The 24,134-nt window shown below is 61.4% G+C and carries 20 protein-coding genes and 1 riboswitch; of the genes, 14 read left to right on the forward strand and 6 right to left on the reverse strand.

Going from position 1 to position 24,134, the window contains the following annotated elements; genetic code table 11:
* Positions 1-8 precede the first annotated feature (8 nt).
* Together msbA and hldE are read left to right on the forward strand one after the other, a co-directional pair.
* Positions 9-1,814 (forward strand): lipid A export permease/ATP-binding protein MsbA, encoded by a 1,806-nt coding sequence (gene msbA / locus EQV97_RS16700; RefSeq protein WP_045061877.1) that lies wholly within the window; start codon positions 9-11, stop codon positions 1,812-1,814.
* A 112-nt stretch (positions 1,815-1,926) separates the two neighbouring features.
* Positions 1,927-3,348 carry a bifunctional D-glycero-beta-D-manno-heptose-7-phosphate kinase/D-glycero-beta-D-manno-heptose 1-phosphate adenylyltransferase HldE gene (gene hldE / locus EQV97_RS16705; RefSeq protein WP_122841538.1) on the forward strand — a complete coding sequence of 474 codons (1,422 nt, stop codon included), beginning with the start codon at positions 1,927-1,929 and terminating at the stop codon, positions 3,346-3,348.
* A gap of 96 nt (positions 3,349-3,444) precedes the next feature.
* Here hldE and EQV97_RS16710 read toward each other — a convergent pair whose 3' ends face one another.
* The 4 genes from EQV97_RS16710 to EQV97_RS16725 all read right to left on the reverse strand — a co-directional run bounded on the left by EQV97_RS16710 (position 3,445) and on the right by EQV97_RS16725 (position 6,940).
* Entirely contained in the window at positions 3,445-4,413 is a 969-nt protein-coding gene (locus EQV97_RS16710; protein ID WP_122841539.1) for a metal ABC transporter ATPase, read from the reverse strand.
* 32 nt (positions 4,414-4,445) lie between these two features.
* The gene (locus tag EQV97_RS16715; RefSeq protein WP_225569335.1) at positions 4,446-5,258 is read right to left on the reverse strand and encodes an aldo/keto reductase; all 813 of its coding nucleotides are present in this window, start codon (positions 5,256-5,258) and stop codon (positions 4,446-4,448) included.
* Positions 5,255-6,430, reverse strand: coding sequence for an FAD-dependent oxidoreductase (locus tag EQV97_RS16720; protein ID WP_122841541.1), 1,176 nt, complete (start codon positions 6,428-6,430; stop codon positions 5,255-5,257). The genes EQV97_RS16715 and EQV97_RS16720 overlap by 4 nt, the downstream gene beginning before the upstream one ends.
* Before the next feature lie 177 nt (positions 6,431-6,607).
* The gene (locus tag EQV97_RS16725; RefSeq protein WP_015093202.1) at positions 6,608-6,940 is read right to left on the reverse strand and encodes a multidrug efflux SMR transporter; all 333 of its coding nucleotides are present in this window, start codon (positions 6,938-6,940) and stop codon (positions 6,608-6,610) included.
* A gap of 102 nt (positions 6,941-7,042) precedes the next feature.
* Here EQV97_RS16725 and EQV97_RS16730 point away from each other — a divergent pair, with 102 nt between their 5' ends.
* Positions 7,043-7,945, forward strand: a complete 903-nt coding sequence (locus EQV97_RS16730; protein ID WP_205895992.1) for a LysR family transcriptional regulator — start codon at positions 7,043-7,045, stop codon at positions 7,943-7,945.
* A gap of 11 nt (positions 7,946-7,956) precedes the next feature.
* The gene (waaA, locus tag EQV97_RS16735) at positions 7,957-9,234 is read left to right on the forward strand and encodes a lipid IV(A) 3-deoxy-D-manno-octulosonic acid transferase (RefSeq protein ID WP_122841542.1); all 1,278 of its coding nucleotides are present in this window, start codon (positions 7,957-7,959) and stop codon (positions 9,232-9,234) included.
* A gap of 127 nt (positions 9,235-9,361) precedes the next feature.
* Here the strand turns inward: waaA and EQV97_RS16740 are convergent, their stop codons facing one another.
* Positions 9,362-10,795 carry a TolC family outer membrane protein gene (locus tag EQV97_RS16740; protein WP_122841543.1) on the reverse strand — a complete coding sequence of 478 codons (1,434 nt, stop codon included), beginning with the start codon at positions 10,793-10,795 and terminating at the stop codon, positions 9,362-9,364.
* Positions 10,796-10,997: 202 nt separating this feature from the next.
* Positions 10,998-11,103: riboswitch (TPP riboswitch) on the forward strand.
* 168 nt (positions 11,104-11,271) lie between these two features.
* Between EQV97_RS16740 and thiC the strand changes: the two genes are divergently transcribed.
* Positions 11,272-13,161: a phosphomethylpyrimidine synthase ThiC gene (gene thiC, locus EQV97_RS16745; RefSeq protein ID WP_240889289.1), complete on the forward strand. Its 1,890-nt coding sequence runs from the start codon at positions 11,272-11,274 to the stop codon at positions 13,159-13,161.
* Between the two features lie 151 nt (positions 13,162-13,312).
* Positions 13,313-14,605 (forward strand): putative hydroxymethylpyrimidine transporter CytX, encoded by a 1,293-nt coding sequence (gene cytX, locus EQV97_RS16750; RefSeq protein WP_122841544.1) that lies wholly within the window; start codon positions 13,313-13,315, stop codon positions 14,603-14,605.
* On the opposite strand, the gene EQV97_RS16755 is transcribed toward cytX, so the two are convergent.
* The gene (locus EQV97_RS16755) at positions 14,574-15,320 is read right to left on the reverse strand and encodes an RsiV family protein (protein WP_122841545.1); all 747 of its coding nucleotides are present in this window, start codon (positions 15,318-15,320) and stop codon (positions 14,574-14,576) included. The two genes, cytX and EQV97_RS16755, sit on opposite strands and share 32 nt — an antisense overlap.
* A gap of 205 nt (positions 15,321-15,525) precedes the next feature.
* Here EQV97_RS16755 and EQV97_RS16760 point away from each other — a divergent pair, with 205 nt between their 5' ends.
* The 8 genes from EQV97_RS16760 to parC all read left to right on the forward strand — a co-directional run bounded on the left by EQV97_RS16760 (position 15,526) and on the right by parC (position 24,031).
* The gene (locus EQV97_RS16760) at positions 15,526-16,143 is read left to right on the forward strand and encodes an NUDIX domain-containing protein (RefSeq protein ID WP_045061864.1); all 618 of its coding nucleotides are present in this window, start codon (positions 15,526-15,528) and stop codon (positions 16,141-16,143) included.
* On the forward strand, positions 16,134-16,586 hold the full coding sequence (locus EQV97_RS16765; protein WP_045061863.1) for a DUF1249 domain-containing protein: 453 nt from the start codon (positions 16,134-16,136) through the stop codon (positions 16,584-16,586). The genes EQV97_RS16760 and EQV97_RS16765 overlap by 10 nt, the downstream gene beginning before the upstream one ends.
* Before the next feature lie 99 nt (positions 16,587-16,685).
* Entirely contained in the window at positions 16,686-17,501 is an 816-nt protein-coding gene (gene cpdA, locus EQV97_RS16770; protein WP_122841546.1) for a 3',5'-cyclic-AMP phosphodiesterase, read from the forward strand.
* Positions 17,502-17,687: 186 nt separating this feature from the next.
* Positions 17,688-18,296, forward strand: coding sequence for a YqiA/YcfP family alpha/beta fold hydrolase (locus tag EQV97_RS16775; RefSeq protein ID WP_122841547.1), 609 nt, complete (start codon positions 17,688-17,690; stop codon positions 18,294-18,296).
* Positions 18,297-18,344: 48 nt separating this feature from the next.
* Positions 18,345-20,249, forward strand: a complete 1,905-nt coding sequence (gene parE / locus EQV97_RS16780; protein ID WP_045061860.1) for a DNA topoisomerase IV subunit B — start codon at positions 18,345-18,347, stop codon at positions 20,247-20,249.
* A complete protein-coding gene (locus EQV97_RS16785; RefSeq protein ID WP_122841548.1) occupies positions 20,249-21,235 on the forward strand; it encodes an esterase-like activity of phytase family protein in 987 nt (328 codons plus the stop codon). The genes parE and EQV97_RS16785 overlap by 1 nt, the downstream gene beginning before the upstream one ends.
* A complete protein-coding gene (locus tag EQV97_RS16790; RefSeq protein WP_122841549.1) occupies positions 21,232-21,756 on the forward strand; it encodes a TIGR02281 family clan AA aspartic protease in 525 nt (174 codons plus the stop codon). Before EQV97_RS16785 ends, EQV97_RS16790 begins: the two co-directional genes overlap by 4 nt.
* 7 nt (positions 21,757-21,763) lie before the next feature.
* The gene (gene parC, locus EQV97_RS16795; RefSeq protein WP_240889290.1) at positions 21,764-24,031 is read left to right on the forward strand and encodes a DNA topoisomerase IV subunit A; all 2,268 of its coding nucleotides are present in this window, start codon (positions 21,764-21,766) and stop codon (positions 24,029-24,031) included.
* Positions 24,032-24,134: the final 103 nt, after the last annotated feature.

A 24,134-nucleotide genomic window follows, 5' to 3' on the forward strand; every position in this document is an offset into this window, starting at 1 on the left:
GCTCTACGATGAGTGACGCACCGCCCAAAGCGGGACAGGACTCCAGCCTGAAAATCTATCTTCGGCTGTTGGGGTATGTAAAACCCTATGTTGGCCTTTTCCTGCTGAGTATCGTGGGCTTCGTGATCTTTGCTTCCACCCAGCCGATGCTGGCGGGGATCCTCAAATATTTCGTCGACGGCCTGAGCAACCCTGAAGCGGTGCTCTTTCCCAATGTTCCCTATCTCAAGGACCTGCAGTTGCTGATGGCGGTGCCACTGCTGATCATCCTGATCGCGGCGTGGCAGGGCTTGGGCTCGTTCCTGGGTAACTACTACCTGGCGAAGGTTTCGCTGGGGCTGGTGCATGACCTGCGCGTCGAACTGTTCAACAAGCTGCTGGTACTGCCCAACCGCTACTTCGATACCCATAACTCGGGGCATCTGATTTCGCGCATCACCTTCAACGTGACCATGGTCACCGGCGCCGCCACGGACGCGATCAAGGTCGTGATTCGTGAAGGCCTGACCGTGGTGTTCCTGTTTGCCTATCTGTTGTGGATGAACTGGCAGTTGACGATCGTGATGCTGGCGATTCTGCCGGTGATTGCGTTTATGGTGGGTAACACCAGCAAGAAATTCCGCAAGCAGAGCAAGAAAATCCAGGTAGCCATGGGGGATGTGACCCACGTCGCCTCTGAAACCATCCAGGGTTATCGCGTGGTGCGCAGCTTCGGCGGCGAGAGCTATGAAGAGCGCCGCTTTGCCGAAGCCAGCCAGGGCAACACGGACAAGCAGCTGCGCATGACCAAGACCGGCGCGGTGTATACGCCGATGTTGCAGCTGGTCATCTATACCGCCATGGCCGTGTTGATGTTCCTGGTACTGTTCCTGCGGGGCGATGCTACGGCGGGCGACCTGGTGGCCTACATCACGGCGGCGGGCCTGCTGCCCAAGCCAATCCGTCAATTGTCGGAAGTCAGCTCGACCATCCAGAAAGGCGTGGCCGGTGCCGAAAGCATTTTTGAACAGCTGGACGTTGAGCCTGAAGTTGATAGCGGTACGGTCGAGCGTGATCGCGTCAGCGGTTACCTGGAAGTGCGCAACCTGAGCTTTACCTACCCGGACACCGATCGTGAAGTGTTGAAAAACATCAGCTTCACCGCGGCACCCGGCCAGATGATCGCGCTGGTGGGTCGCTCCGGCAGTGGCAAGTCGACCCTGGCCAGCCTGATCCCTCGTTTCTACCATCACGAGACCGGCGAGATCCTGCTCGATGATGTCGAAATCGAAGACTATCGCCTGCGTAACCTGCGTCGGCACGTGGCACAGGTCACCCAGCATGTGACGCTGTTCAATGACACCATCGCCAACAATATCGCCTACGGCGACCTGGCTGGCGCCCCGCGGGCCGATATCGAGAAGGCCGCCACCGATGCTTATGCGATGGACTTCATTTCCCAGATGCCCGATGGCCTGGATACCCAGGTCGGTGAAAACGGCGTGCTGTTGTCCGGTGGTCAACGCCAGCGCCTGGCGATTGCCCGGGCCCTGTTGAAGAACGCCCCGTTGCTGATCCTGGATGAGGCGACCTCGGCACTCGACACCGAGTCCGAGCGCCATATCCAGGCGGCACTGGACCAGGTCATGAAGGGCCGTACCACGCTGGTGATCGCTCACCGCTTGTCGACCATCGAAAAGGCCGACCTCATTCTGGTCATGGACCATGGTGAAATCGTCGAGCGTGGCACCCACGCGCAGTTGTTGGCGCAAAATGGCTACTACTCGCGCCTGCACGCCATGGGGCTCGACGCACCGACGGAAAATATCGCCTGATCCAGACCCGGGGGCGAAGAACGATGTTTCATTCGGTTGCAGCCGTGGCGCAAGCCCACGGCAACCCTGTGTTAATATCGCGCCCCTGTTCATTTTGTATGTGGGTTGCTCCATGAAGTTGTCCATGCCGCGATTCGATCAAGCCCCTGTCTTGGTGGTCGGCGATGTCATGCTCGACCGTTATTGGCATGGTGGTACCTCACGGATCTCCCCGGAGGCGCCGGTACCAGTCGTCAAGGTCGAGCAAATCGAGGACCGCCCAGGCGGTGCCGCCAACGTTGCGTTGAACATTGCCGCTCTAGGTGCGCCGGCCTCCCTGATTGGCGTCACCGGCGACGATGAAGCCGCCGACAGCCTCGCCAACAGCCTCAAGGGCGCCGGCGTGCGGGCATTGTTCCAGCGCATCGCGCACCAGCCGACCATCGTCAAGTTGCGGGTCATGAGTCGTCACCAGCAATTGCTGCGTATCGACTTCGAAGAACCTTTCGCTACCGATGCCCTCGCCTTGGGCGAGCAAGTCGATGGATTGCTCGAAGGCATCAAGGTGCTGGTGTTGTCCGACTACGGCAAAGGCGCGCTGAAGAATCATCAGGTGCTGATCCAGGCTGCCCGCGCTCGTGGTATTCCGGTGTTGGCCGATCCCAAGGGCAAGGACTTCTCCATCTATCGTGGTGCAAGCCTGATCACGCCGAACCTCAGCGAGTTCGAAACCATCGTCGGCAAATGCAGCGATGAGCACGAACTGGTGACCAAGGGCGCGACCCTGATGCAGGAGCTCGACCTCGGCGCCTTGCTGGTGACTCGCGGTGAGCACGGCATGACCTTGTTGCGCCCCGGTCATCCCGCGCTGCACCTTCCCGCGCGGGCGCGTGAAGTGTTCGACGTCACGGGGGCCGGTGATACGGTGATTTCGACCCTGGCAGCAGCGATCGCAGCCGGTGAAGAATTGCCCCATGCAGTGGCCCTGGCCAACCTGGCTGCGGGTATCGTGGTCGGCAAGCTGGGTACTGCTGCCATCAGTGCACCGGAACTGCGGCGCGCCATTCAGCGCGAAGAAGGCTCCGAGCGCGGTGTGCTGGGGCTCGAGCAACTGCTGCTGGCGGTTGACGATGCCCGTGCGCATAAAGAGAAGATCGTGTTCACCAACGGCTGCTTCGACATATTGCATGCCGGTCACGTGACTTACCTGGAGCAGGCGCGGGCCCAAGGCGATCGTCTGATCGTTGCGGTCAACGACGATGCGTCAGTGAGCCGACTGAAAGGTCCTGGGCGTCCGATCAACAGTGTTGACCGGCGCATGGCCGTCCTGGCCGGCCTGGGCGCTGTGGACTGGGTTATCAGTTTCTCGGAGGGGACCCCGGAAAACCTGCTGCGCGAAGTCAAGCCCGACGTTCTGGTCAAGGGTGGCGATTACGGCATTGAGCAGGTGGTGGGTGCGGACATCGTGGCAGCCTACGGCGGCACGGTGAAAGTCCTGGGGCTGGTGGAAAACAGCTCGACTACGGCGATTGTGGAGAAGATCCGCAAGTCGTAAGAGCTGGCCTGCGATCCTTGAAAATTTCTTTGATCGCACGTCAAAGGATCGCAGCCTGCGGCAGCTCCTGCCCTGTAGACGCTGCGATCTTTTGGTTCAGGAACTGACCTTCTTGCGTGGCACGATTCTCTTGAGCAATTGCTTGGCCTTGCCCCGCAACCTCGCTAAACCCGAGTCCTTCCCCGGGGGGCTCAGTCCCTGCTGCTTCACCCAATCCTTCCACTTGATCCGCTCATCGCGCACCAGCCAGCCTTCCTGCAGGGCAAAACTCTCTGCCAGGTACAACCCGCGAGTGCTCGCCGGATACAGGTGGTCTTTCTTCAAGGTGTAGAGCTCAGCCATCGGCTGGCCGTCCTGCAAGGGCATCAGGTACAGATCGGGCCGCTTGCGATCGAGCCTGGCCACCAGTTGGTCGCCTTCCAGGCGTTCGTCGACATGGAACAGGCTGAGCGACTTGGCTTCCTTGGGGACGTCGAGGCGTAAGTCGTAGATCAGTTGCAACGAGGCTGTGGGCAGGTGCACGTAAGCGCGTGGACGTTCGATCAGTTGCATGTTCGCGCAGCGCACCGGTCGAGCCGACCCCGACAGGGGCGTCAATCGAAACGGCAAGGCTTCCCGATAATGCAGGGCGGACGAGTAGGGCGCAGGCAGCCAGGTGTCATTGAAGCGTCCGCCAAGCCAGCCTTCGGGCGTTTCCAGCAGGCATTCTTCGGCGATTTCCTGAATGGCCGTGTGCAGCGGCAGGTTGAGCTCGTGGGCCGGCACATAACCGGAGATCAGCTTGAGCACCACGTCGCCGCGATCCTGTCGGCGCTGGCGCACCAAGACCCAGTAATCGCGGTTCTGCCAGTGCAATGTAAGGCGCACCGAAACCCCGAGATTGGCCAGCTCCACGGCGAAGCGCTCTGCATCGGCCACGGCCACGGGGCGGCGACGCTGCAGGGTTTGCGAGAAATTGAGCGGCATTCCGACGCTCTGGTAACTCAGGCCTTCGGGAGTCGCTTCGACGAATAACGGCAGGGTCTTGAAGTTGCTGGGGTTCTTTCTTATGAGCGTACGCGGCATGTCGGCTCCTGCTTAAGGCCGCGTCGGCGGCGTCAGTTTCTACGAAGGACCTTGGCAACGGTCGCGACATTGTGGGCGAGGTGCAGCGGATTGATGGTCCCGACAATAGCACTGGCAACGCCCGGATGTTCAAACAACAACTCGAAGCTGGCGCGCACCGGATCTACGCCAGGGCTGAGGCACACATGGCCGCTGGCCAGGGCTTTCTTGACGAGAATGGCTTTGCCGTGAGCAGCAGCATAGTCAATGACGGCTTTTTCATTCAATTCGTTCAGATTGTAGGTGACCATCGCGCAATCACCCTGTTCCAGAGCCTTCAAGCCACCTTCGACGGTTTTTCCGGAGAAGCCGAATCCGCGGATCTTGCCCTCTTGCTTGAGCTCGGCGAGGGTTGTGTAGACCTCGCTGTCGTTGAGAATCGCCAGGTCATTGCCGTCGGAGTGCACCAGCACCAGGTCGATAAAATCAGTTTCCAGACGTTTCAGGCTGCGTTCCACTGACAATCGGGTGTGGGCGGCGCTGAAGTCGTGACTGGACTGGCCATTGGCAAACTCTTCGCCCACCTTGCTGACGATCACCCAGTCCTGGCGCTGGTCACGCAGCAACGGGCCGAGGCGTTCTTCGCTGTGGCCATAGGCCGGGGCGGTGTCGATCAGGTTGATCCCCATGTCCCGTGCGAGCTTGAGCAACATGCGCGCTTCATCATCGCCCGGGATCTGGAAACCGTTCGGGTACTTGACGCCCTGGTCGCGGCCCAGTTTCACGGTGCCCAGGCCAAGTGGCGAAACCATCAGGCCGGTGCTGCCCAGCGGGCGGTGCAGTTCGTGCAGGGTTGGTTGGCTCATGGCAGCAGTTGCTCCCAGGCAGGAATGCCCATGGGTGGTTTCGGGAGTTCAGGCAACGTGGCGTTGTGGCTGGGCTGGATGCCATCGCGTTGAAGAGAGGCAATGACCCGGTCAGCGAAGTCCGGCGCCAGTGCCAGCTTGGTCGGCCAGCCGACCAGCAGCCGGCCCTGTTCAGCCAGGAAGGCATTGTCCGGGCGTGTCAGGCCGGACTGCAAAGGCTCGGCACGATCCACTCGCAAAGTGGCCCATCGGGCGCTACTGAGGTCGATCCAGGGCAGGAGCTGGCCGAGTTCTTTCTGCGCGGTGGCAATCTGCTCGACCGGCTCGCGGGCGACGCCTTCGGCTTCGGCAATGTCGCCACCCAGGTACCAGACCCACTGGCCATCTGCCGCCGGGTGCGTGGTGACGGTGATGCGCGGCTTGGTCCCGCCACCCAGGCAGTGGGCGTACAACGGCTTCAGGCCGGGGCCCTTGGCGATGATCATGTGCAGCGGTCGACGTTGCATGGCCGGCTGGCTCAACCCCAGTGCTTCGAGCAGCGCTGCGGTACCCGCCCCGGCGCTGAGAACGATGCGCTGCGCCCGGATATCGCGCCCGTCGACTCTAAGGCCGACCAGCAGGCCAGCTTCCAGAAACGGTTCGATCTCATGCCCGGCCAGCAGGCCGTCGCCCGCGAGGTCGGCCAGGCGCTGGATCAGGCTCGGTACATCGATCACCAGCTCGGCCAGGCGATAGACCTTGCCCTTGAAACGCTTGTCTTGCAGGGCGGGTGGCAGTTGCTCGCCCTTGACCTGGTCGACCCGGCCACGCACGGCTTTGCTGGCGAAGAAACTGGTGAGGTTGCCAGCGATGGTGCCGGGGGACCAGAGATAGTGGGCTTCGGACAGCAGGCGTACGCCGCTCAGATCCAGTTCGCCGTCGCCGGCCAGCGCTTCACGCCAGCGTCGTGGCATATCGGCGATGGCTTCCGAGGCGCCGGTCAGTGCACCGTGCAGCGCATACTTGGCGCCGCCGTGGATGATGCCTTGGGACTTCAGGCTTTGCCCGCCACCGAGGGTGGCGCTTTCCACCAGCACGGTCGAAAAACCCTGGCGGCGCAGGCGCGCGTTCAGCCAGAGGCCGGCGACACCAGCGCCGACAATCAGAACGTCGGTGGAAATAACGGATGGCATGCAGCGACCTCAGTGTTCAAGACGAGGGCGCAGTATACAGACTCAAACATTGCAGCGGCCGACAGACCCGTGGGAGTGAACCTGCTCGCGATAGCGGTTTACCTGGCAACCGATGCGTCGATTGGCGCACCGCTATCGCGAGCAGGCTCACTCCCACACTAGACAGCATTGCGGGCGTTAGTGGCCTGCAGTTTTGGAGAACAACTGGATAACCACCACCCCCAGCACAATCAGCGCCATGCCCAGCATCGCCGGCACATCCAGCTTCTGCCCGTAGATAAACAGCGCGGCGACACTGACCATCACGATGCCCATGCCGGCCCACACCGCATAAGCCACGCCCACCGGTACGCTGCGCACCACCAGCGTCAGCATCCAGAAGGCGATGCCGTAGCCGACGATCACCAGCACCAACGGCAGGGGCGTGCTGAAACCTTTGACGGCTTTCATTGAAACGGTCGCGATCACTTCGGCGCAGATGGCAATGGCCAGGTAGTAGTAAGCGGTCATAGGTGCATCCTCAAGTGATGTGTTGCTTTATCAAGCCTGCATTTTAGAGATTCTCCAGATGCGGTAAAGTCATTACCTATCTGTTACGGAGATGGGTTGCCCATGAGCATGCAATGGAATCTGGAACAGCTTCGTCTGTTTGTCAGCGTAGCGGAACAACGCTCGTTCTCGGCGGTGGCGCGCGTTCAACGCAAGGCCCAGTCGGCCGTGAGCAGTTCGATTGCGCTGTTGGAAGAAGACCTCGGCGTCAGCCTGTTTGATCGCAGTAGCGGGCGCCAGCCGAAATTGACTGAAGCCGGCGATGCCTTGCTCGAAGAAGCAAGGGAAGTCCTGCGTCAGTGCGAGCGTTTGAACGGCCGGGCATTGGCGATGATGCGCGGGCAGGAAGCCCGTCTGCGGGTGGCCCAGGATGAGGCCATGCCCTACCAGGCAGTTGTGGATAGCTTTGAAGCCCTGGCGCAACAATTTCCCAGCCTTGAGGTGCAACTGACCAGTGCTGCCCAGGGCGACGTGGCGCGTAAATTGGTGGAGCGCCGGGCCGACCTCGGCCTGCTGTTTTATCACGACCAGATTCCCGAATCCCTTGAGCGCCGGGTATTGGGTAGCGTCGAAATGGTTACAGTGTGTGGCACCGGCCACCCATTGGCAGGCAAAAACGAAGTTGATTGCCAGCAGTTGGCGCAGCATCGCCAGTTACTCATGTCCACTCAATCCAGTGTCTACCCCGGTAGCGAACCCGCCAGTCCGCAGGTCTGGCGGGCCGACAGTTTCTACGTAATGGCCGAATGGCTGGTACGTGGTCTCGGCTGGGCCTGGTTGCCGCGGCACGTGGTGCAGTACCCGGCTTATCAGGGGCAGATGGTAGAGCTGGTCAGCGAATGGACGCCTCCGGCCCTCGTCGTGGAGCTGGTGTGGCGTCGCGACGAACCACTGGGCCCGGCCGCTCGCTGGCTGGCGGAACGTTTTGCCGTGCACTTGCGGGCGATCGGCGACAAAAGCCGATAAACTCCGCCGCCATGAATAGAACTCTCTACACCGCGCTGTTTTACCTGGGGCTGCCATTGGTAGCGATTCGGCTTTGGCTGCGGGCGCGCAAGGCGCCGGCGTATGCCAAACGCATCGGCGAGCGATTTTCCTATGGCCTGCCGGTGTTGCAGCCCGGCGGAATCTGGGTACACGCGGTGTCAGTTGGCGAGAGCATCGCGGCGGCGCCAATGATCCGCGCTCTGTTGCAACGTTATCCTCAGTTGCCGATCACCGTGACCTGCATGACCCCGACCGGATCCGAGCGCATTCGGGCCCTGTTCGCCAATGAACCGCGAATTCAACACTGCTACCTGCCCTATGACCTGCCCTGTGCGGCAAAGCGATTCCTGGATCGCGTGCGGCCGAAACTGGCCGTGATCATGGAAACCGAGCTATGGCCCAATCATATCCACCAGTGCGCAAAACGGGGTATTCCCGTGGCGCTGGCCAATGCCCGACTGTCCGAGCGCTCGGCCAGGGGTTACGGCCGTTTGCCCAAACTGACCCGGCCGATGCTCGCCGAAATGAGCCTGTTTGCGGTGCAGACCGAGGTCGAGGCCTCACGCTTTCGCGACCTGGGTGCGCGCCCGGAAACCGTCGAAGTCACCGGCTCGATCAAATTCGATCTGACCATCGACCCGCAGCTGCTGCAGCGTGCCACCGAGTTACGCGGCCAATGGCAAGCACGTGAGCGTCCAGTGTGGATTGCCGCCAGCACCCATGAAGGCGAGGACGAGGTGGTGCTGGCGGCGCATCGTCAGTTGCTCGCCAATCATCCCGATGCGCTGCTGATCCTGGTACCGCGCCATCCGGAGCGGTTCAATTCGGTGTTCGAGCTGTGCACCCGGCAGGACTTCGCCACGGTTCGACGCTCCACCGGCGAGACGGTCAGCGCCGGTACTTCAGTACTGCTGGGCGACACCATGGGCGAATTGCTGTTCCTTTACGCCCTGGCGGATACCGCATTCGTCGGTGGCAGCCTTGTACCGAACGGCGGGCACAACCTGCTGGAGCCGGCAGCACTGGCCAAGCCGGTACTGAGCGGCCCGCACCTGTTCAACTTCCTCGAAATAGCCGCGCAACTGCGCAATGCCGGCGCGCTGCAGGAGGTGGAAGATGCCGAAGGGTTGGCGGTAGAGGTGCAACGTTTGTTCGAATTGCCCCGGGACGCGCAGCGCATGGCCCAGGCCGGATTGAGCGTGATGCGCGCCAACCAGGGCGCGTTGCAACGCTTGCTGGATGGGTTGGGGCGGTTGATCGATCGTTAGACTGCGTCGCCTGGAATCAAAGATCGTCCGAACGCGGCCCGAGCCTGCGCGGCAGCGTCTACTTTGGAATGCATTTCCATGTAGGAGCTGCCGCAGGCTCGGGCCGTGTTCGGACGATTTTTTGCGTCTACGGTCGAGCTTTCAATTGCTCAGCCGCAGCCTTGGCCAAATCCGGCGGCAGGAAGTCCTTGTCGGGGTTGTAGTCGGGCTTGAGGTAGCGCTTGAGGTCTTCCAGGTCGCCCGGGTTCAACGTGCCCGCTGCCTGTTTCAGGCGCAGGTTGTCGAGGATGTAGTCGTACCGGGTGTTGTTGTAGTTGCGCACCGAGGTGTACAGCTGGCGCTGGGCATCGAGCACGTCGACGATGTTGCGCGTACCGACCTGATAGCCGATTTCAGTCGCTTCCACCGCGCTCTGGTTGGAAATGATCGACTGCTTGCGCGCCTGCACCTGCTCGACGTCGGTATTCACCGCGCGGTGCAGATTGCGCGTGTTCTCCACGACTTGCCGGCGCAGGCCTTCACGCTGTTGTTCGGTCTGGTCCAGGCGCGAGTAGGACTCCCTGACCTGGGAACTGGTCAGCCCACCGCTGTAGATCGGGATGTTCAGCTGCAGGGCCAGGGTGCGTTGCTCGACGGGGCCGCCATAGGCCTGGCCGAAGGCATTCGGGTTACTGAAGCCAAAAGCGTCGTTGTCACCTTTTTCATACTTCGCCACCGCATCCACCGTCGGAGCGTGGCCGGCCTTGCGCTGTTTGAGCGTTTCTTCAGCAGCGCTGACCGCGTAGTTGCTGGCCAGCAAATTGAGGTTCTGCCGGGCGGCCGTGTCGACCCAGGACTTCGCATCATTCGGTGCCGGCGGGAGGATCGGAAGGGTATGGACGATGCCCTGGATCGAGTTGTACTGACGGTTGGTCAGGGTGATCAGCGCTTCGAACGCATCATCCACCTGGCGCTGCGCAACGATGCGGTTGGCCCGCGCAGTGTCGTAGCTGGCTTGCGATTGCAGCACGTCGGTCTTGTCCGAGAGGCCGACATCGAAGCGTTCGTTGGACTGGTCCAGCTGGCGTTTGAATGCCGCTTCCTCAGCCTTGGTCGAGGCCAGGTTGTCCTGGCTGCGCAGCACATTGAAATAGCTTTCGGCCGTCTGCAGGATCAGGTTCTGCTCTGTCGCGGACAGTTGCAGGGCCGCCTGTTCGTTGACGTCCTTGGCCGCCTGGTACTGGAACCAGCGATCGGCGCGGAACAGTGGCTGGGCCAGTGTCGCCTGATAGGAGTTGGCGCTGCGGGAGGCCACGGCGGACGGCTGATTGATGTCGGTGCGCACATTGGCGACCTGGGCTCCGCCGGACAGATTCGGCAACAACCCGGCCCGTGCCTGCGGCACTACCTCTTTCTGCGCGCCGTACTGGGCGCGAGCAGCGGCCAGGTCGGCGTTATTATCCACGGCTTCCTGATAGACGCTCACCAGGTCAGTCCTGGTCGATAAGGGCGCTTCCGCTGCCCAGGCCATTCCATTCGAAGCACAAGACACGGCAAGGGCCAGTGAAAGTTTGCGCAGCATGCGGCCATCCCTAAAAATTACGCTGATAATTTGCGCCAAGGTACGGCGCGATGTTGTAGATCGTCAACGCACAACGTCATGACGTGATGCGGCGTAGCGAGTGTAGTTGCCCACACGTTCGGCAACAATCCTGTAATTACGCCATTCATCAAGGTGTTTACTGCGGGGTTGGCGTTCTGTGTCAGTTGTGTCTAGACTGGCCGGGTTCTTGTCGGGGTGCCTTGCTATGAGGCTGAGATCGAATAATTTCGGATCCCGTTGAACCTGATCAGGTTAGCGCCTGCGTAGGGAACAAGATTTCTCGTCACCCGGCGAGTCCTCTTGTGCTTCGTCCGGGATGTTGTTCGACAATCGAACACCCCTCGAGCACTGAGCACAGCACCAGCAGCAGTGTCATCGCTGATTGGTCGCGTCCATTCGTTACAGGTTCGCTCCGACAAAAATCCACTGCCTGGATGCTGTCTGGAGAGCCCGTGATGACGATAAAACTAAAAAATACGACGAACCTGAGTGATTCGGCCCAAGTCGATCAACAGTCGGTTCAGCCCTTTACCCGCTCGCAAAAAGTCTACGTCCAGGGCTCTCGCCCGGACATCCTCGTGCCGATGCGCGAAATCAGCCTTGACGTGACCCCGACCGATTTCGGCGGCGAGATCAACGCGCCTGTCGTTGTGTACGACACATCGGGCCCGTACACCGACCCCAACGTCATCATCGACGTGCGCAAAGGCCTGGGCGATGTGCGTTCGCCGTGGATCGAAGCCCGTGGCGACACCGAGCGCCTGAGCGGCCTGAGCTCCAATTTCGGCCAGGAACGCCTGGCCGATGCCGAGCTGACCAAGCTGCGCTTCGCTCACGTGAACAACCCGCGCCGCGCCAAGGCCGGCGCCAACGTCAGCCAGATGCACTATGCGCGCAAAGGCATCATCACCGCCGAGATGGAATACGTTGCCATCCGCGAGAACATGAAGCTGGAAGTGGCCCGTGCCGCCGGCCTGCTGGACCAGCAACACGCCGGCCACAGCTTCGGCGCCAGCGTGCCGAAGATCATCACCCCTGAATTCGTCCGTGAAGAGATCGCCCGTGGCCGCGCGATCATTCCGGCCAACATCAACCACACCGAACTGGAACCGATGATCATCGGCCGTAACTTCCTGGTGAAGATCAACGGCAACATCGGCAACAGCGCCCTGGGTTCGTCCATCGAAGAAGAAGTGGCGAAACTGACCTGGGGCATTCGCTGGGGTTCGGACACGGTCATGGACCTGTCCACCGGCAAGCACATTCACGAAACCCGTGAGTGGATCATCCGCAACTCGCCGGTGCCGATCGGTACCGTGCCGATTTACCAGGCCCTGGAAAAAGTCGGCGGTGCGGCCGAGGACCTGACCTGGGAGCTGTTCCGCGACACCCTGATCGAACAGGCCGAGCAGGGCGTGGACTACTTCACCATCCACGCCGGTGTGCTGCTGCGCTACGTGCCGCTGACCGCCAAGCGCGTGACGGGCATCGTTTCCCGTGGCGGTTCGATCATGGCCAAGTGGTGCCTGGCGCATCACAAGGAAAACTTCCTCTACACGCATTTCGAAGACATCTGCGAAATCATGAAGGCCTACGACGTCAGCTTCTCGCTGGGTGACGGTCTGCGCCCAGGTTCGATTGCCGACGCCAACGACGCCGCGCAGTTCGGCGAACTGGAAACCCTCGGCGAGCTGACCAAAATCGCCTGGAAGCACGACGTGCAGTGCATGATCGAAGGCCCGGGCCATGTGCCGATGCAGCTGATCAAGGAGAACATGGACAAGCAGCTCGAGTGCTGCGACGAGGCGCCGTTCTACACCCTGGGCCCGCTGACCACCGACATTGCGCCGGGCTACGATCACATCACTTCCGGTATCGGTGCGGCGATGATCGGCTGGTTCGGTTGCGCCATGCTCTGCTACGTGACGCCCAAGGAGCACCTCGGCCTGCCGAACAAGGATGACGTGAAAACCGGGATCATCACTTACAAGATCGCCGCGCATGCTGCCGATCTCGCGAAAGGCCATCCGGGTGCACAGATTCGCGACAATGCCCTGAGCAAGGCGCGTTTTGAATTCCGTTGGGAAGACCAGTTCAACCTGGGCCTTGACCCGGACACCGCCCGTTCGTATCACGATGAGACGTTGCCGAAGGATTCGGCCAAGGTCGCGCATTTCTGCTCCATGTGCGGACCGAAATTCTGCTCGATGAAGATCACTCAGGAAGTCCGTGAATATGCGGCCAACCAGAGGATCGAAACCATTGATGCCGAAGTTGCCCAGGGACTGGCGGAGCAGGCTGAGCGGTTCAAGCAGGAAGGCAGTCAGCTGTACAAGAAGGTTTGATCTGACCTGAAAAGGTGGGGCCTGTACAGGCCCCATCGCCAGCAGGCTGGCTCCCACATTGGATCTGTAGCGTTCACAAGTCCCCTGTGGGAGCCAGCCTGCTGGCGATAGCGATCAACACAACAACAAATGTCCCTCTGAGATAACACCCGTGAGCATTCAACCCAGCACTTACTCCCCCGACATTGCGGTGCCCGCTGAAAAGCGTGTCTTCGGTGGTCGCGATCTGTTTTCCCTGTGGTTCTCCCTCGGCATCGGCCTGATGGTGCTGCAAACCGGCGCTTTGCTCGCGCCGGGCCTCGGCCTGTCCGGTTCACTGCTGGCAATCTTCCTCGGCACCTTGGTCGGCGTCCTGCTGCTGGCGGCCGTCGGCGTGATCGGCAGCGACACCGGCTTGTCGTCGATGGCTGCACTCAAGCTGAGCCTCGGCATCAAGGGCGCAAGCCTGCCGGCGGTGCTGAACCTGCTGCAACTGATCGGTTGGGGCTCGTTCGAAATCATCGTCATGCGCGACGCCGCCAGTCTGCTGGGCGCACGCGCCTTCAGCGAAGGCAGTCTGCTGTCGAGCCCACTGTTATGGACCCTGTTCTTCGGTGGCCTGGCGACTTTGCTGGCGGTCAGCGGCCCACTGACGTTCGTGCGCCAGATCCTGCGCAAGTGGGGTATCTGGCTGTTGCTGGCCGCGTGTATCTGGCTGACCTGGAACCTGTTCGTCAAAGCCGACCTGGCCGCACTGTGGGCGCAGGCGGGCGACGGTTCGATGCCGTTCGCCGTGGGCTTCGACATCGCCATTGCGATGCCATTGTCCTGGCTGCCGCTGATTGCCGACTACTCGCGATTCGGCACGCGTGCGAAAAACGTCTTCGGCGGAACCGCGCTGGGCTTTTTTATCGGTAACTTCTGGCTGATGAGCCTTGGCGTGGCCTACACCCTGGCGTTCGCCCCGAGTGGTGAAGTCAATGCCCTGCTGTTGGCACTGGCTGGCGCCGGCCTGGGGATTCCGCTGCTGCTGATCCTGCTGGACGAGTCAGAGAACGCCTTTGCCGACATTCACTCGGCGGCAGTGTCCAGCGGGGTGCTGGTGCGCTTCAAAGTCGAGCACCTGGCGTTGGCCATCGGCCTGGTCTGCACGCTGATCGCCTTGCTGGCGCCATTGGCGCAGTACCAGAACTTCCTGCTGTTGATCGGCTCGGTGTTTGCGCCGCTGTTCGGCGTGGTGCTGGTGGATCACTTCATCCTGCGCAAGCGCAGTGCCCGAGTCGCATCAGCCGCATTGCGCTGGCCGGCGTTGCTCGCCTGGTTGGGCGGGGTGAGCACTTATCATTTGCTGGCCAATCTGTACCCGGACATCGGCGCAACCCTGCCGTCACTGATTCTGGCAGGGTTGCTGCAGTTGGTGCTGGGCCGAGCCTTCAGTTACGGCCAGGAAACAGCTCGGGCCTGAGAATGCCGTTCAGGCGTGGGTAGGGGATCTTCAGTTCGACATGGCCCAGCGCGTAGGGAGCGATGGTGCTGGTTTCGTACTTGAGGATCACCCCGCCGTAGGTCAGCGCCACATTCTGGGTCTTCTGGAAGGGCCAGCTCTTCACGAACTCCGCTTCCTGATCGAGCTTGGTGCTGATCAGCCAGCTGTTGTGAGCCACCTGTGCGGCTTTCCAGAATGCGTCTTCCTGGCCTGGCAGCAACATGTCCGACAACGTCAGCACCTTGTGTTGCTGGCGCGAGTAGTTGATGAAGCTGCGGCCCGGCGTGCCATGGGCTCCGCCAGTGTCCAGGTAACTGGAAAACTCGATGATCACCAAGCCGTCATGCTGCTCCCGTACCTTGGCCTGCAAATAGCTGCTGTAGCGCGGGCCGGCGGTGCGCAAAAACTCATCGCGATAGGCCGCCAGCGTCGGCGCCACCGGGGCGTCGGGCGAGGTGCGGGTCATTTGCAGCAAGCGCTTTTCGATGATGCCGTCGAGCGCAGGCTCGGCAGGGAAGCGCAGGGTGTCGATATTGACCAGCGGGCAATCAGCCGTCGTGCAGCCCGGCTTCAGCTGCTCGGAGGCGTCACGGGTGGTTTCCAGCGGCGTCCGGTAGTTGGGCTGGAACAGACTCTGGCAAGCGGCCAGGGTCAACGCGATTGCGGCCACGGAGGCGATTTTGAAAAGCGACATGGGCGTCCTTCATGAAACAGGGAAAGGCGAAAGTTACCCGCTTCGACTGCCAGCGCGGTAATCAGTTCGCCACTAAGCTAATTAGAGTTGGTTTCGCCCTCACCGTCTATCCCGCTGTCTGGAAAGGGGCTGCATCAAAGGTAGCGGGCGCGTTAGGATGGCGCGAAGTCGAGGCTGGAGCCTCGGAGCAACTACGAGGATTGTCATGACTGATTTTGCCAACGCCATTCCGACCGCTGTTGAGATCGTTCGGCGCGAAAAGTGCTACGAGGGCTTTTACAAGCTTGATCGTGTGCACCTGCGCCACGAATTGTTCGCCGGAGGCATGAGTCGCGAAATCAATCGAGAACTGTTCGTTCGCCATGATGCCGTCTGCGTCCTGCCGTACGACCCGCAGCGTGACGAAGTGGTACTGATCGAGCAGTTTCGCGTCGGCGCCATGGGCAAGACCGACAACCCGTGGCTGATTGAACTGGTCGCCGGTCTGATCGACAAGGATGAAGTGCCGGAAGAAGTTGCTCACCGCGAAGCGCAGGAGGAAGCTGGGCTTGTGTTTGGGGCGCTCTGGCCGATGACCAAGTATTTTCCATCGCCGGGCGGCAGCAATGAGTTTGTGCATTTATACCTGGGACGTTGCGAGACCACCGGGGCCGGGGGCCTGCATGGGCTGGAAGAAGAAGCAGAAGATATCCGCGTTACGGTCTGGGCGTTCGAAGATGCCCTGCAAGCCGTGCGCGACGGACGAATTGCCAACGCGGCCAGCATCATTGCCTTGCAATGGCTAGCTTTAAACCGCGCTGAAGTGAGGGGGTTATGGTCGTAAACAAGTTGCGCGATCGCTATCGAGTCGACCTCGCGGGGCTGCAAGCTTCTTGCGAGGCCAACTATGCGCGCCTTATGCGACTGTTGCCGGACATGCGTAGCGAGCCGGCGGCGCGACGCATTGCCGTGACTCATGGCGACCAGATGCTCGGCGTACTGGCGCTCGAGGTGCTGCAGGTCTGCCCGTACACCACTACCCTGCAAGTGCGCCAGGAGCACAGCCTGCCATGGCTGCCGGTGCCGCAGTTGGAAGTCCAGGTATATCACGACGCCTGCATGGCTGAAGTCGTCAGTGCCGAACATGCACGACGCTTTCGCGGCATCTATCCTTATCCGAATGCCTCAATGCATCAACCGGATGAAAAAGCCCAGCTGAACATGTTCCTGGGGGAGTGGTTGAGCCATTGCCTGGCGTTGGGGCATGAATACGAAGTCGTTCGTTAGTTGTGAACAGCGTTGCGTTCACCACTTTCCTCTTTCGCTTGTCCCCCAGCATAATTGCGGCACTCATCAATACCCGTGCTTTCGCCCTGGGAGAACGCCTTGCCGAGCGTATCCACATTGACCACCGCCGATTCGGCGTTGCTGGTGCAGCTGTCTGACAGCCACTTGTTCGCCGCCGCGGATGGCACGTTGCTGGGCATGAATACCCGGGACAGCCTCGTGAAAGTCATCGAGCTGGTGCGCCTGCAGCAGCCCCGGATTGACCTGGTGATTGCCAGTGGAGATTTGTCCCAGGACGGAACACTGGAGTCTTACCAGCTGTTTCGCGACCTGACCCGCCAGCTCGACGCCCCGGCGCGCTGGATTCCCGGTAACCACGATGAGCCGCAGATCATGGCCGAGGCGGCGGTTCAAAGCGCTTTGCTGGAGCCGGTGGTGGATATCGGCAACTGGCGAGTGACGCTGCTGGATTCGGCGGTGCCGGGCTCGGTGCCGGGTTATTTGCAGGATGAACAGCTGCAATTGCTTGCGTGTTCGCTGAGCGAAGCGCCAGAGCGCCATCACCTGGTGTGTTTCCATCATCATCCGGTGCCGATCGGGTGTCCCTGGATGGAGCCGATCGGCTTGCGCAATCCAGAGGCGCTGTTTGCCGTGCTGGATCGCTTTCCCCAAGTGCGGGCGGTGCTCTGGGGGCATGTGCATCAGGAAATTGACCGTGAGCGCAACGGTGTTCGGTTGATCGCGTCGCCTTCGACCTGCATCCAGTTTGAACCGGGGAGCGATGATTTCAAGGTGGGGGATCAGGCGCCGGGGTATCGATGGTTGCGGTTGCTGCCGGATGGGCGGATCGAGACGGGCGTTGAGCGGGTTACGGGGTTCGAATTCCAGGTTGATTACGACTCTGACGGTTATTAGTCATTCCTGAGGACCGCGTGATGGCCTTCGCGGGCAAGCCCGCTCCCACAGGGACAGCGCATATCCTGTGGGAGCGGGCTTGCCCGCGAAGGCGTTCGCACAGACGCTCCAAATTCCACGGATATCCCCGCTTCCCCTGACACCCTGTAAACTCCGCCTTCTTTACCTGACGAACAGGGAGCTCAAATGTCCGGCTCGATCCTCTATATCCACGGTTTCAACAGCGCGCCCTCCTCGAAAAAGGCCACGCAGCTGATGACGGTGATGGGCCGCCTGGGTTTGAGCGATCAGCTGCGGGTACCCGCCCTGCATCATCATCCGCGCGAAGCCATCGGTCAGCTTGAACAGGCGATTGCCGAGCTGGGGCGGCCACTGCTGGTCGGCAGCTCACTCGGCGGCTACTATGCGACTCACCTGGCCGAGCGCCATGGCCTGAAGGCCCTGCTGGTCAACCCGGCCGTAAGCCCGCACCGGATGTTCGACGGGCACCTGGGGACGCAGAAAAACCTGTACACCGATGAGGCCTGGGAACTGACCCACGACCACGTAACGGCCCTGGCCGAGCTGGAAGTGCCGGCACCGCAGGACCCCCAGCGTTATCAGGTGTGGTTGCAGACCGGTGATGAAACCCTGGACTATCGCCACGCCCAGCACCACTACCGGGCCTGTGCCTTGCGCATCCAGGCCGGCGGCGATCACAGCTTTCAGGGCTTTGCCGCGCTCCTGCCGGCCATGTTGAGTTTTGCCGGCATTGGCGCAGATTTGTATCAAGCGATTGATTTCACAACACTGTGACCGGTCCCTTTTCTACAGAACACTTTTTTCAAAGGACGACGAGACCCCATGGCCACTCCCGGCGCTAGCTCTTATAACGCAGACGCCATCGAAGTCCTCTCGGGCCTCGACCCGGTGCGCAAACGCCCTGGCATGTACACTGACACCAGTCGGCCGAACCACCTCGCCCAGGAAGTCATCGACAACAGCGTCGACGAAGCCCTGGCCGGTCACGCGACCTCGGTGCAGGTGATCCTGCACGCCGATCACTCCCTGGAAGTCAGCGATGACGGCCGTGGCATGCCGGTGGACATCCATCCGGAAGAGGGCGTTTCAGGCGTCGAGCTGATCCTCACCAAGCTCCATGCGGGTGGCAAGTTCTCCAACAAGAACTACCAGTTTTCCGGCGGTCTGCACGGCGTGGGTATCTCCGTAGTCAACGCCCTGTCGACCGAAGTCCGGGTGCGCGTCAAGCGTGACGGCAACGAATACCAGATGACTTTCGCCGATGGCTACAAGAAAACCGAGCTGGAAGTCGTGGGTACCGTCGGCAAGCGCAACACCGGCACCAGTGTTTTCTTCGCCCCGGATCCGAAATACTTCGATTCGCCGAAATTTTCCGTCAGCCGCCTCAAGCACGTACTCAAAGCCAAGGCCGTGCTATGCCCCGGCTTGCTGGTCAGTTTTGAAGACAAGGCCTCCGGCGAGAAAGTCGAATGGCATTACGAAGACGGCCTGCGCTCCTACCTGGTCGATGCGGTCACCGAGTTCGAACGCCTGCCGGACGAGCCGTTCTGCGGCAGCCTGGCCGGTAACAAGGAAGCGGTCGATTGGGCGCTGCTGTGGTTGCCGGAAGGCGGCGACAGCGTGCAGGAAAGCTACGTCAACCTGATCCCGACGGCCCAGGGCGGCACCCACGTCAACGGTTTGCGTCAGGGCTTGCTCGACGCCATGCGCGAATTCTGCGAATTCCGCAGCCTGCTGCCGCGCGGTGTGAAGCTGGCGCCGGAAGACGTCTGGGAACGCATTGCCTTCGTCCTGTCGATGAAGATGCAGGAGCCGCAATTCTCCGGCCAGACCAAGGAGCGCCTGTCGTCTCGTGAGGCGGCGGCGTTTGTCTCCGGGGTGGTCAAGGATGCGTTCAGCCTGTGGCTCAACGCCAATCCGGAAACCGGCATGCTCCTGGCTGAGCTGGCGATCAACAACGCCGGGCGTCGCCTGAAGGCCAGCAAGAAGGTCGAGCGCAAGCGCATCACCCAAGGCCCGGCATTGCCGGGCAAACTCGCCGACTGCGCCGGGCAGGACCCGATGCGTTCCGAGCTGTTCCTCGTGGAAGGTGATTCCGCCGGCGGTTCGGCCAAGCAGGCGCGGGACAAGGAGTTTCAGGCCATCCTGCCGCTGCGCGGGAAGATCCTCAACACCTGGGAAGTCGACGGCAGTGAAGTCCTCGCGAGCCAGGAAGTGCACAACATCGCCGTGGCGATTGGCGTTGATCCCGGTGCTGCGGACATGAGCCAGCTGCGTTACGGCAAGATTTGCATCCTCGCCGACGCCGACTCCGACGGGCTGCACATCGCGACCCTGCTGTGCGCGTTGTTCGTGCAGCATTTCCGCCCGTTGGTGGATGCCGGTCACGTCTATGTCGCGATGCCACCGCTGTACCGTATCGACCTCGGCAAGGAGATCTTCTACGCCCTGGACGAGGCCGAGCGTGATGGCATTCTCGATCGCCTGGTGGCCGAGAAGAAGCGCGGCAAGCCACAGGTCACCCGATTCAAAGGCCTGGGTGAAATGAACCCGCCGCAACTGCGCGAAACCACCATGGACCCGAACACCCGGCGCCTGGTGCAGCTGACGCTGGAAGATTACGAAGCCACCGCTGAAATGATGGACATGCTGCTGGCGAAAAAACGCGCTGGCGATCGCAAGTCCTGGCTGGAGTCCAAAGGTAACCTGGCCGAGGTTCTTGGCTGATGCGGGTTGGCTTGGCCCTGGCGTGTGCGTTACTCCTGAGCACGGCGGCGTTGGCCGACCCGGTCCCGGAGTTGCGCCTGGTGTCCGGGCATGCCGTGGCCGGCATGCATGGCGGCAACCTGTCAGGGCTGGCGCAGTGCGGCGGCGAGCTGTGGACGGTGTCCGATCGCGACGATGACCAGATCTACCGTCTCGATACCCGGCAGGATCCCTGGCAGGCCGCAGCCGTGCACATCGATGTGCCCGTGGTACCGGCCAGCGGTTTGCCCTGGAGCTTGAGCTCGCGCAGTTGGGCGGCATCATTCGTGCGCGGCGGCGACCTGGACTTCGAAGGCATCACCTGCGACAACGCCGGTAATCGATACATCGTCAGCGAATCCCATGCGGCCGTGTTGCAGGTGCCGCCAACCGGACCTGCGTCCTGGTTGAACATTGCGCCCAGGCTGGTCCGCGAGGCGCGGGCCGGGGGCATGTTGTTGCGCTTCAATGCACTGTTCGAAGGCCTGGCGGTCAACCCGCAAGGCGACCAGCTATGGCTGGCCGCCGAGCGTGATCGCCGCGGCCTGCTGCTGATCAAACGTGGGGCCACGCAATGGGACTGTGACGGCAACTGTGTGCTGCTGAGCGAGGGTGGCAAGCGAGCGCAGCCGCCGCAGTTTCACCACGCAAGACCGGTGTCGCTGGACTTCGCCGACCTGTCATTGTTCAACGGCAAGCTGTTCACCCTCGAACGCAATGCCTATGAGATATGCCGGCGCGATGCAACAACGGCCAAGGTCGAGCGTTGCTGGTCGTATGCCGCCGAGTTGCTGCAGGATGACCGGCGTTATCCACAGGACTACGGGCTGGAAGAAGCACTGGTAGTGGACGCCACGGGCGTCTGGATAGGCGTAGACAACAACACAGGGGCTCGCGTCGATGGCGAGGTTCGCCCGTTCATCTGGCGCTTTGCCGCGCCTGAAGGCGGCTGGGGTGGCAAATCATGAGTCAACAGACGCCGGGCAAGCGTGCCGGCCGTGTGCTGATGGTGCTGGCCTGGTGCGCCGCGTTGTTTCTGGCGACGCGGTTTTTCGGCGAATGGGAAGCGCGCCAGCAAAATCCCAACGTTGTGGTCGACTCCGAACAGGGCGAGGGGTTCATCGAGGTAAAACTGGCCAGCAATCGCCAGGGCCACTTCGTCGCCAGCGGCCAGATCAACGGCCAGCCGGTGGATTTCATGCTCGACACCGGGGCGACTGATGTGTCGGTCCCGGCAGAGATGGCCAAGCAGCTGAAACTGGAAGAGGGCTTCGGGGTGACCCTGAGTACCGCCAACGGTTTGAGCAAGGGCTATCGAACCCGAATCGACCGGCTGCAGGTCGGCGACATCGTGCTGCGTGACGTTCGCGCGCTGGTCGCCCCCGGGCTGGAAGGCAAACAGGTGCTGCTCGGTATGAGCGCCCTGAACAAACTTGAATTTACTCAGCGCGGTGGCACCATGCTGCTGCGCCAGACAACGAACCGATGAGGCCCGCATGAGCGACATCCTTGCAGACAGCTTAGACGGCGTAGAACGCCGATCGCTGGCTGACTTCACCGAAAGTGCCTACCTCAACTACTCCATGTACGTGATCATGGACCGCGCCTTGCCACATATCGGCGACGGCCTGAAGCCGGTGCAGCGGCGCATTATCTATGCGATGAGCGAGTTGGGGCTGGACGCCGATTCCAAGCACAAGAAGTCGGCGCGTACCGTCGGTGACGTGCTCGGTAAATTCCACCCGCACGGTGACTCGGCCTGCTACGAAGCCATGGTCCTGATGGCCCAGCCGTTCAGCTATCGCTACACGCTGGTCGACGGCCAGGGCAACTGGGGTGCGCCCGACGATCCCAAGTCGTTCGCCGCCATGCGTTACACCGAGGCGCGGTTGTCGCGTTATTCCGAAGTACTGCTCAGCGAGTTGGGACAGGGCACGGCGGATTGGGGGCCAAACTTCGACGGCACGCTCGACGAACCGCTGGTATTACCTGCACGTTTGCCGAATATCCTCCTCAACGGTACCACCGGCATCGCCGTGGGCATGGCCACCGACGTGCCGCCGCACAACCTGCGTGAAGTGGCCACGGCCTGCGTACGTTTGCTGGATGAACCCAAGGCCACGGTCGAACAACTCTGTGAGCACATCCAGGGTCCGGACTACCCGACCGAGGCGGAGATCATCACCCCCCGCGCCGACCTGCTGAAAATCTACGAGACCGGTCGCGGCTCGGTGCGCATGCGCGCCGTGTACCACATCGAAGACGGCGACATCATCGTTACCGCATTACCGCACCAGGTGTCCGGTGCCAAGGTGCTGGAACAGATCGCCGCGATGATGCAGGCCAAGCCTTCCAAGGCCCCGCAGATCGCTGACCTGCGCGACGAATCGGACCACGAGAACCCGTGCCGGATCGTGATCATCCCGGGCGCGCGCAAGAATTTCGACCACGATGGGTTAATGCAGCACCTGTTCGCCAGCACCGAGCTGGAGTCGAGCTACCGGGTCAACATCAACATCATCGGCCTGGACGGCAAGCCGCAGCTGAAGAACCTGCGCGCGCTGCTGGTGGAATGGCTTGAATTCCGCGTGCAGACCGTGCGTCGCCGCCTGCAATTCCGCCTCGACAAGGTCGAGCGTCGCCTGCACCTGTTGGACGGCTTGTTGATTGCCTACCTCAACCTGGATGAAGTGATCCACATCATCCGTACTGAGGAGCACCCCAAGGCTGCGCTGATCGAGCGCTTTGCCCTGAGCGAGATCCAGGCCGACTACATCCTCGACACCCGCCTGCGTCAACTGGCGCGGCTGGAAGAGATGAAGCTGCGCAGCGAGCAGGACGAACTGCTCAAGGAGCAAGCGAAGCTCCAAGCCTTGCTGAGCAGCGAGGCCAAGTTGAAGAAACTGGTGCGCACCGAGCTGATCAAGGACGCCGAAACCTACGGCGACGACCGTCGCTCGCCAATCGTCGAGCGCGCCGAGGCCAAGGCCCTGACCGAGCACGACCTGCTGCCGAACGAGAAAGTCACGGTGGTGCTGTCGGAAAAAGGCTGGGTACGTTCCGCCAAGGGCCACGAAATCGACGCCACCGGGCTGTCCTACAAGGCTGGTGATGGGTACAAGGCCCTGGCTGCCGGGCGCTCCAACCAGTTCGCGGTATTTATCGACTCTACCGGTCGCAGCTACTCGGTCGCGGCGCATACACTGCCATCGGCCCGTGGCCAGGGCGAACCCCTGACCGGTCGCCTGGCGCCGCCGCCAGGCGCCACCTTTGAATGCGTGATGATGCCCGAGGACGATGCGCTGTACGTGATCGCATCCGACGCCGGTTATGGATTCGTGGTCAAGGGCGAGGACCTGCAGGCCAAGAACAAGGCGGGGAAGGCGCTGTTGAGCCTGCCGAACAACGCCAAGGTGATCCTGCCACGCCCGGTTGCTGATCGTGAGCATAACTGGCTGGCGTCGGTGACCACCGAAGGTCGCCTGCTGATCTTCAAGATCAGTGATCTGCCACAATTAGGTAAGGGCAAAGGCAACAAGATCATCGGCATTCCCGGTGAGCGAGTAGCCAGTCGCGAAGAATATGTCACGGACATCGCCGTGCTGCCCGATGGCGCCACACTGGTGCTGCAGGCCGGCAAACGCACGCTTTCGCTCAAGGCAGACGACCTCGAACACTATAAAGGTGAGCGTGGGCGCCGTGGTAACAAACTGCCACGAGGCTTTCAAAGGGTGGATGCGCTGTTCGTCGAAAACCTCAATTAGGCGTGCTAGAGCGCTCGATCTACGATTTAACGCGTAGATCGACGCTTTCGCGCTGGAGTCGGGACGCATATTCACGGATGATACGGCCTTTCAAGCGCCGGCG

This window comes from Pseudomonas sp. TMW22090 (assembly GCF_022496665.1).
In the GTDB taxonomy this organism is placed as follows: domain Bacteria; phylum Pseudomonadota; class Gammaproteobacteria; order Pseudomonadales; family Pseudomonadaceae; genus Aquipseudomonas; species Aquipseudomonas gregormendelii.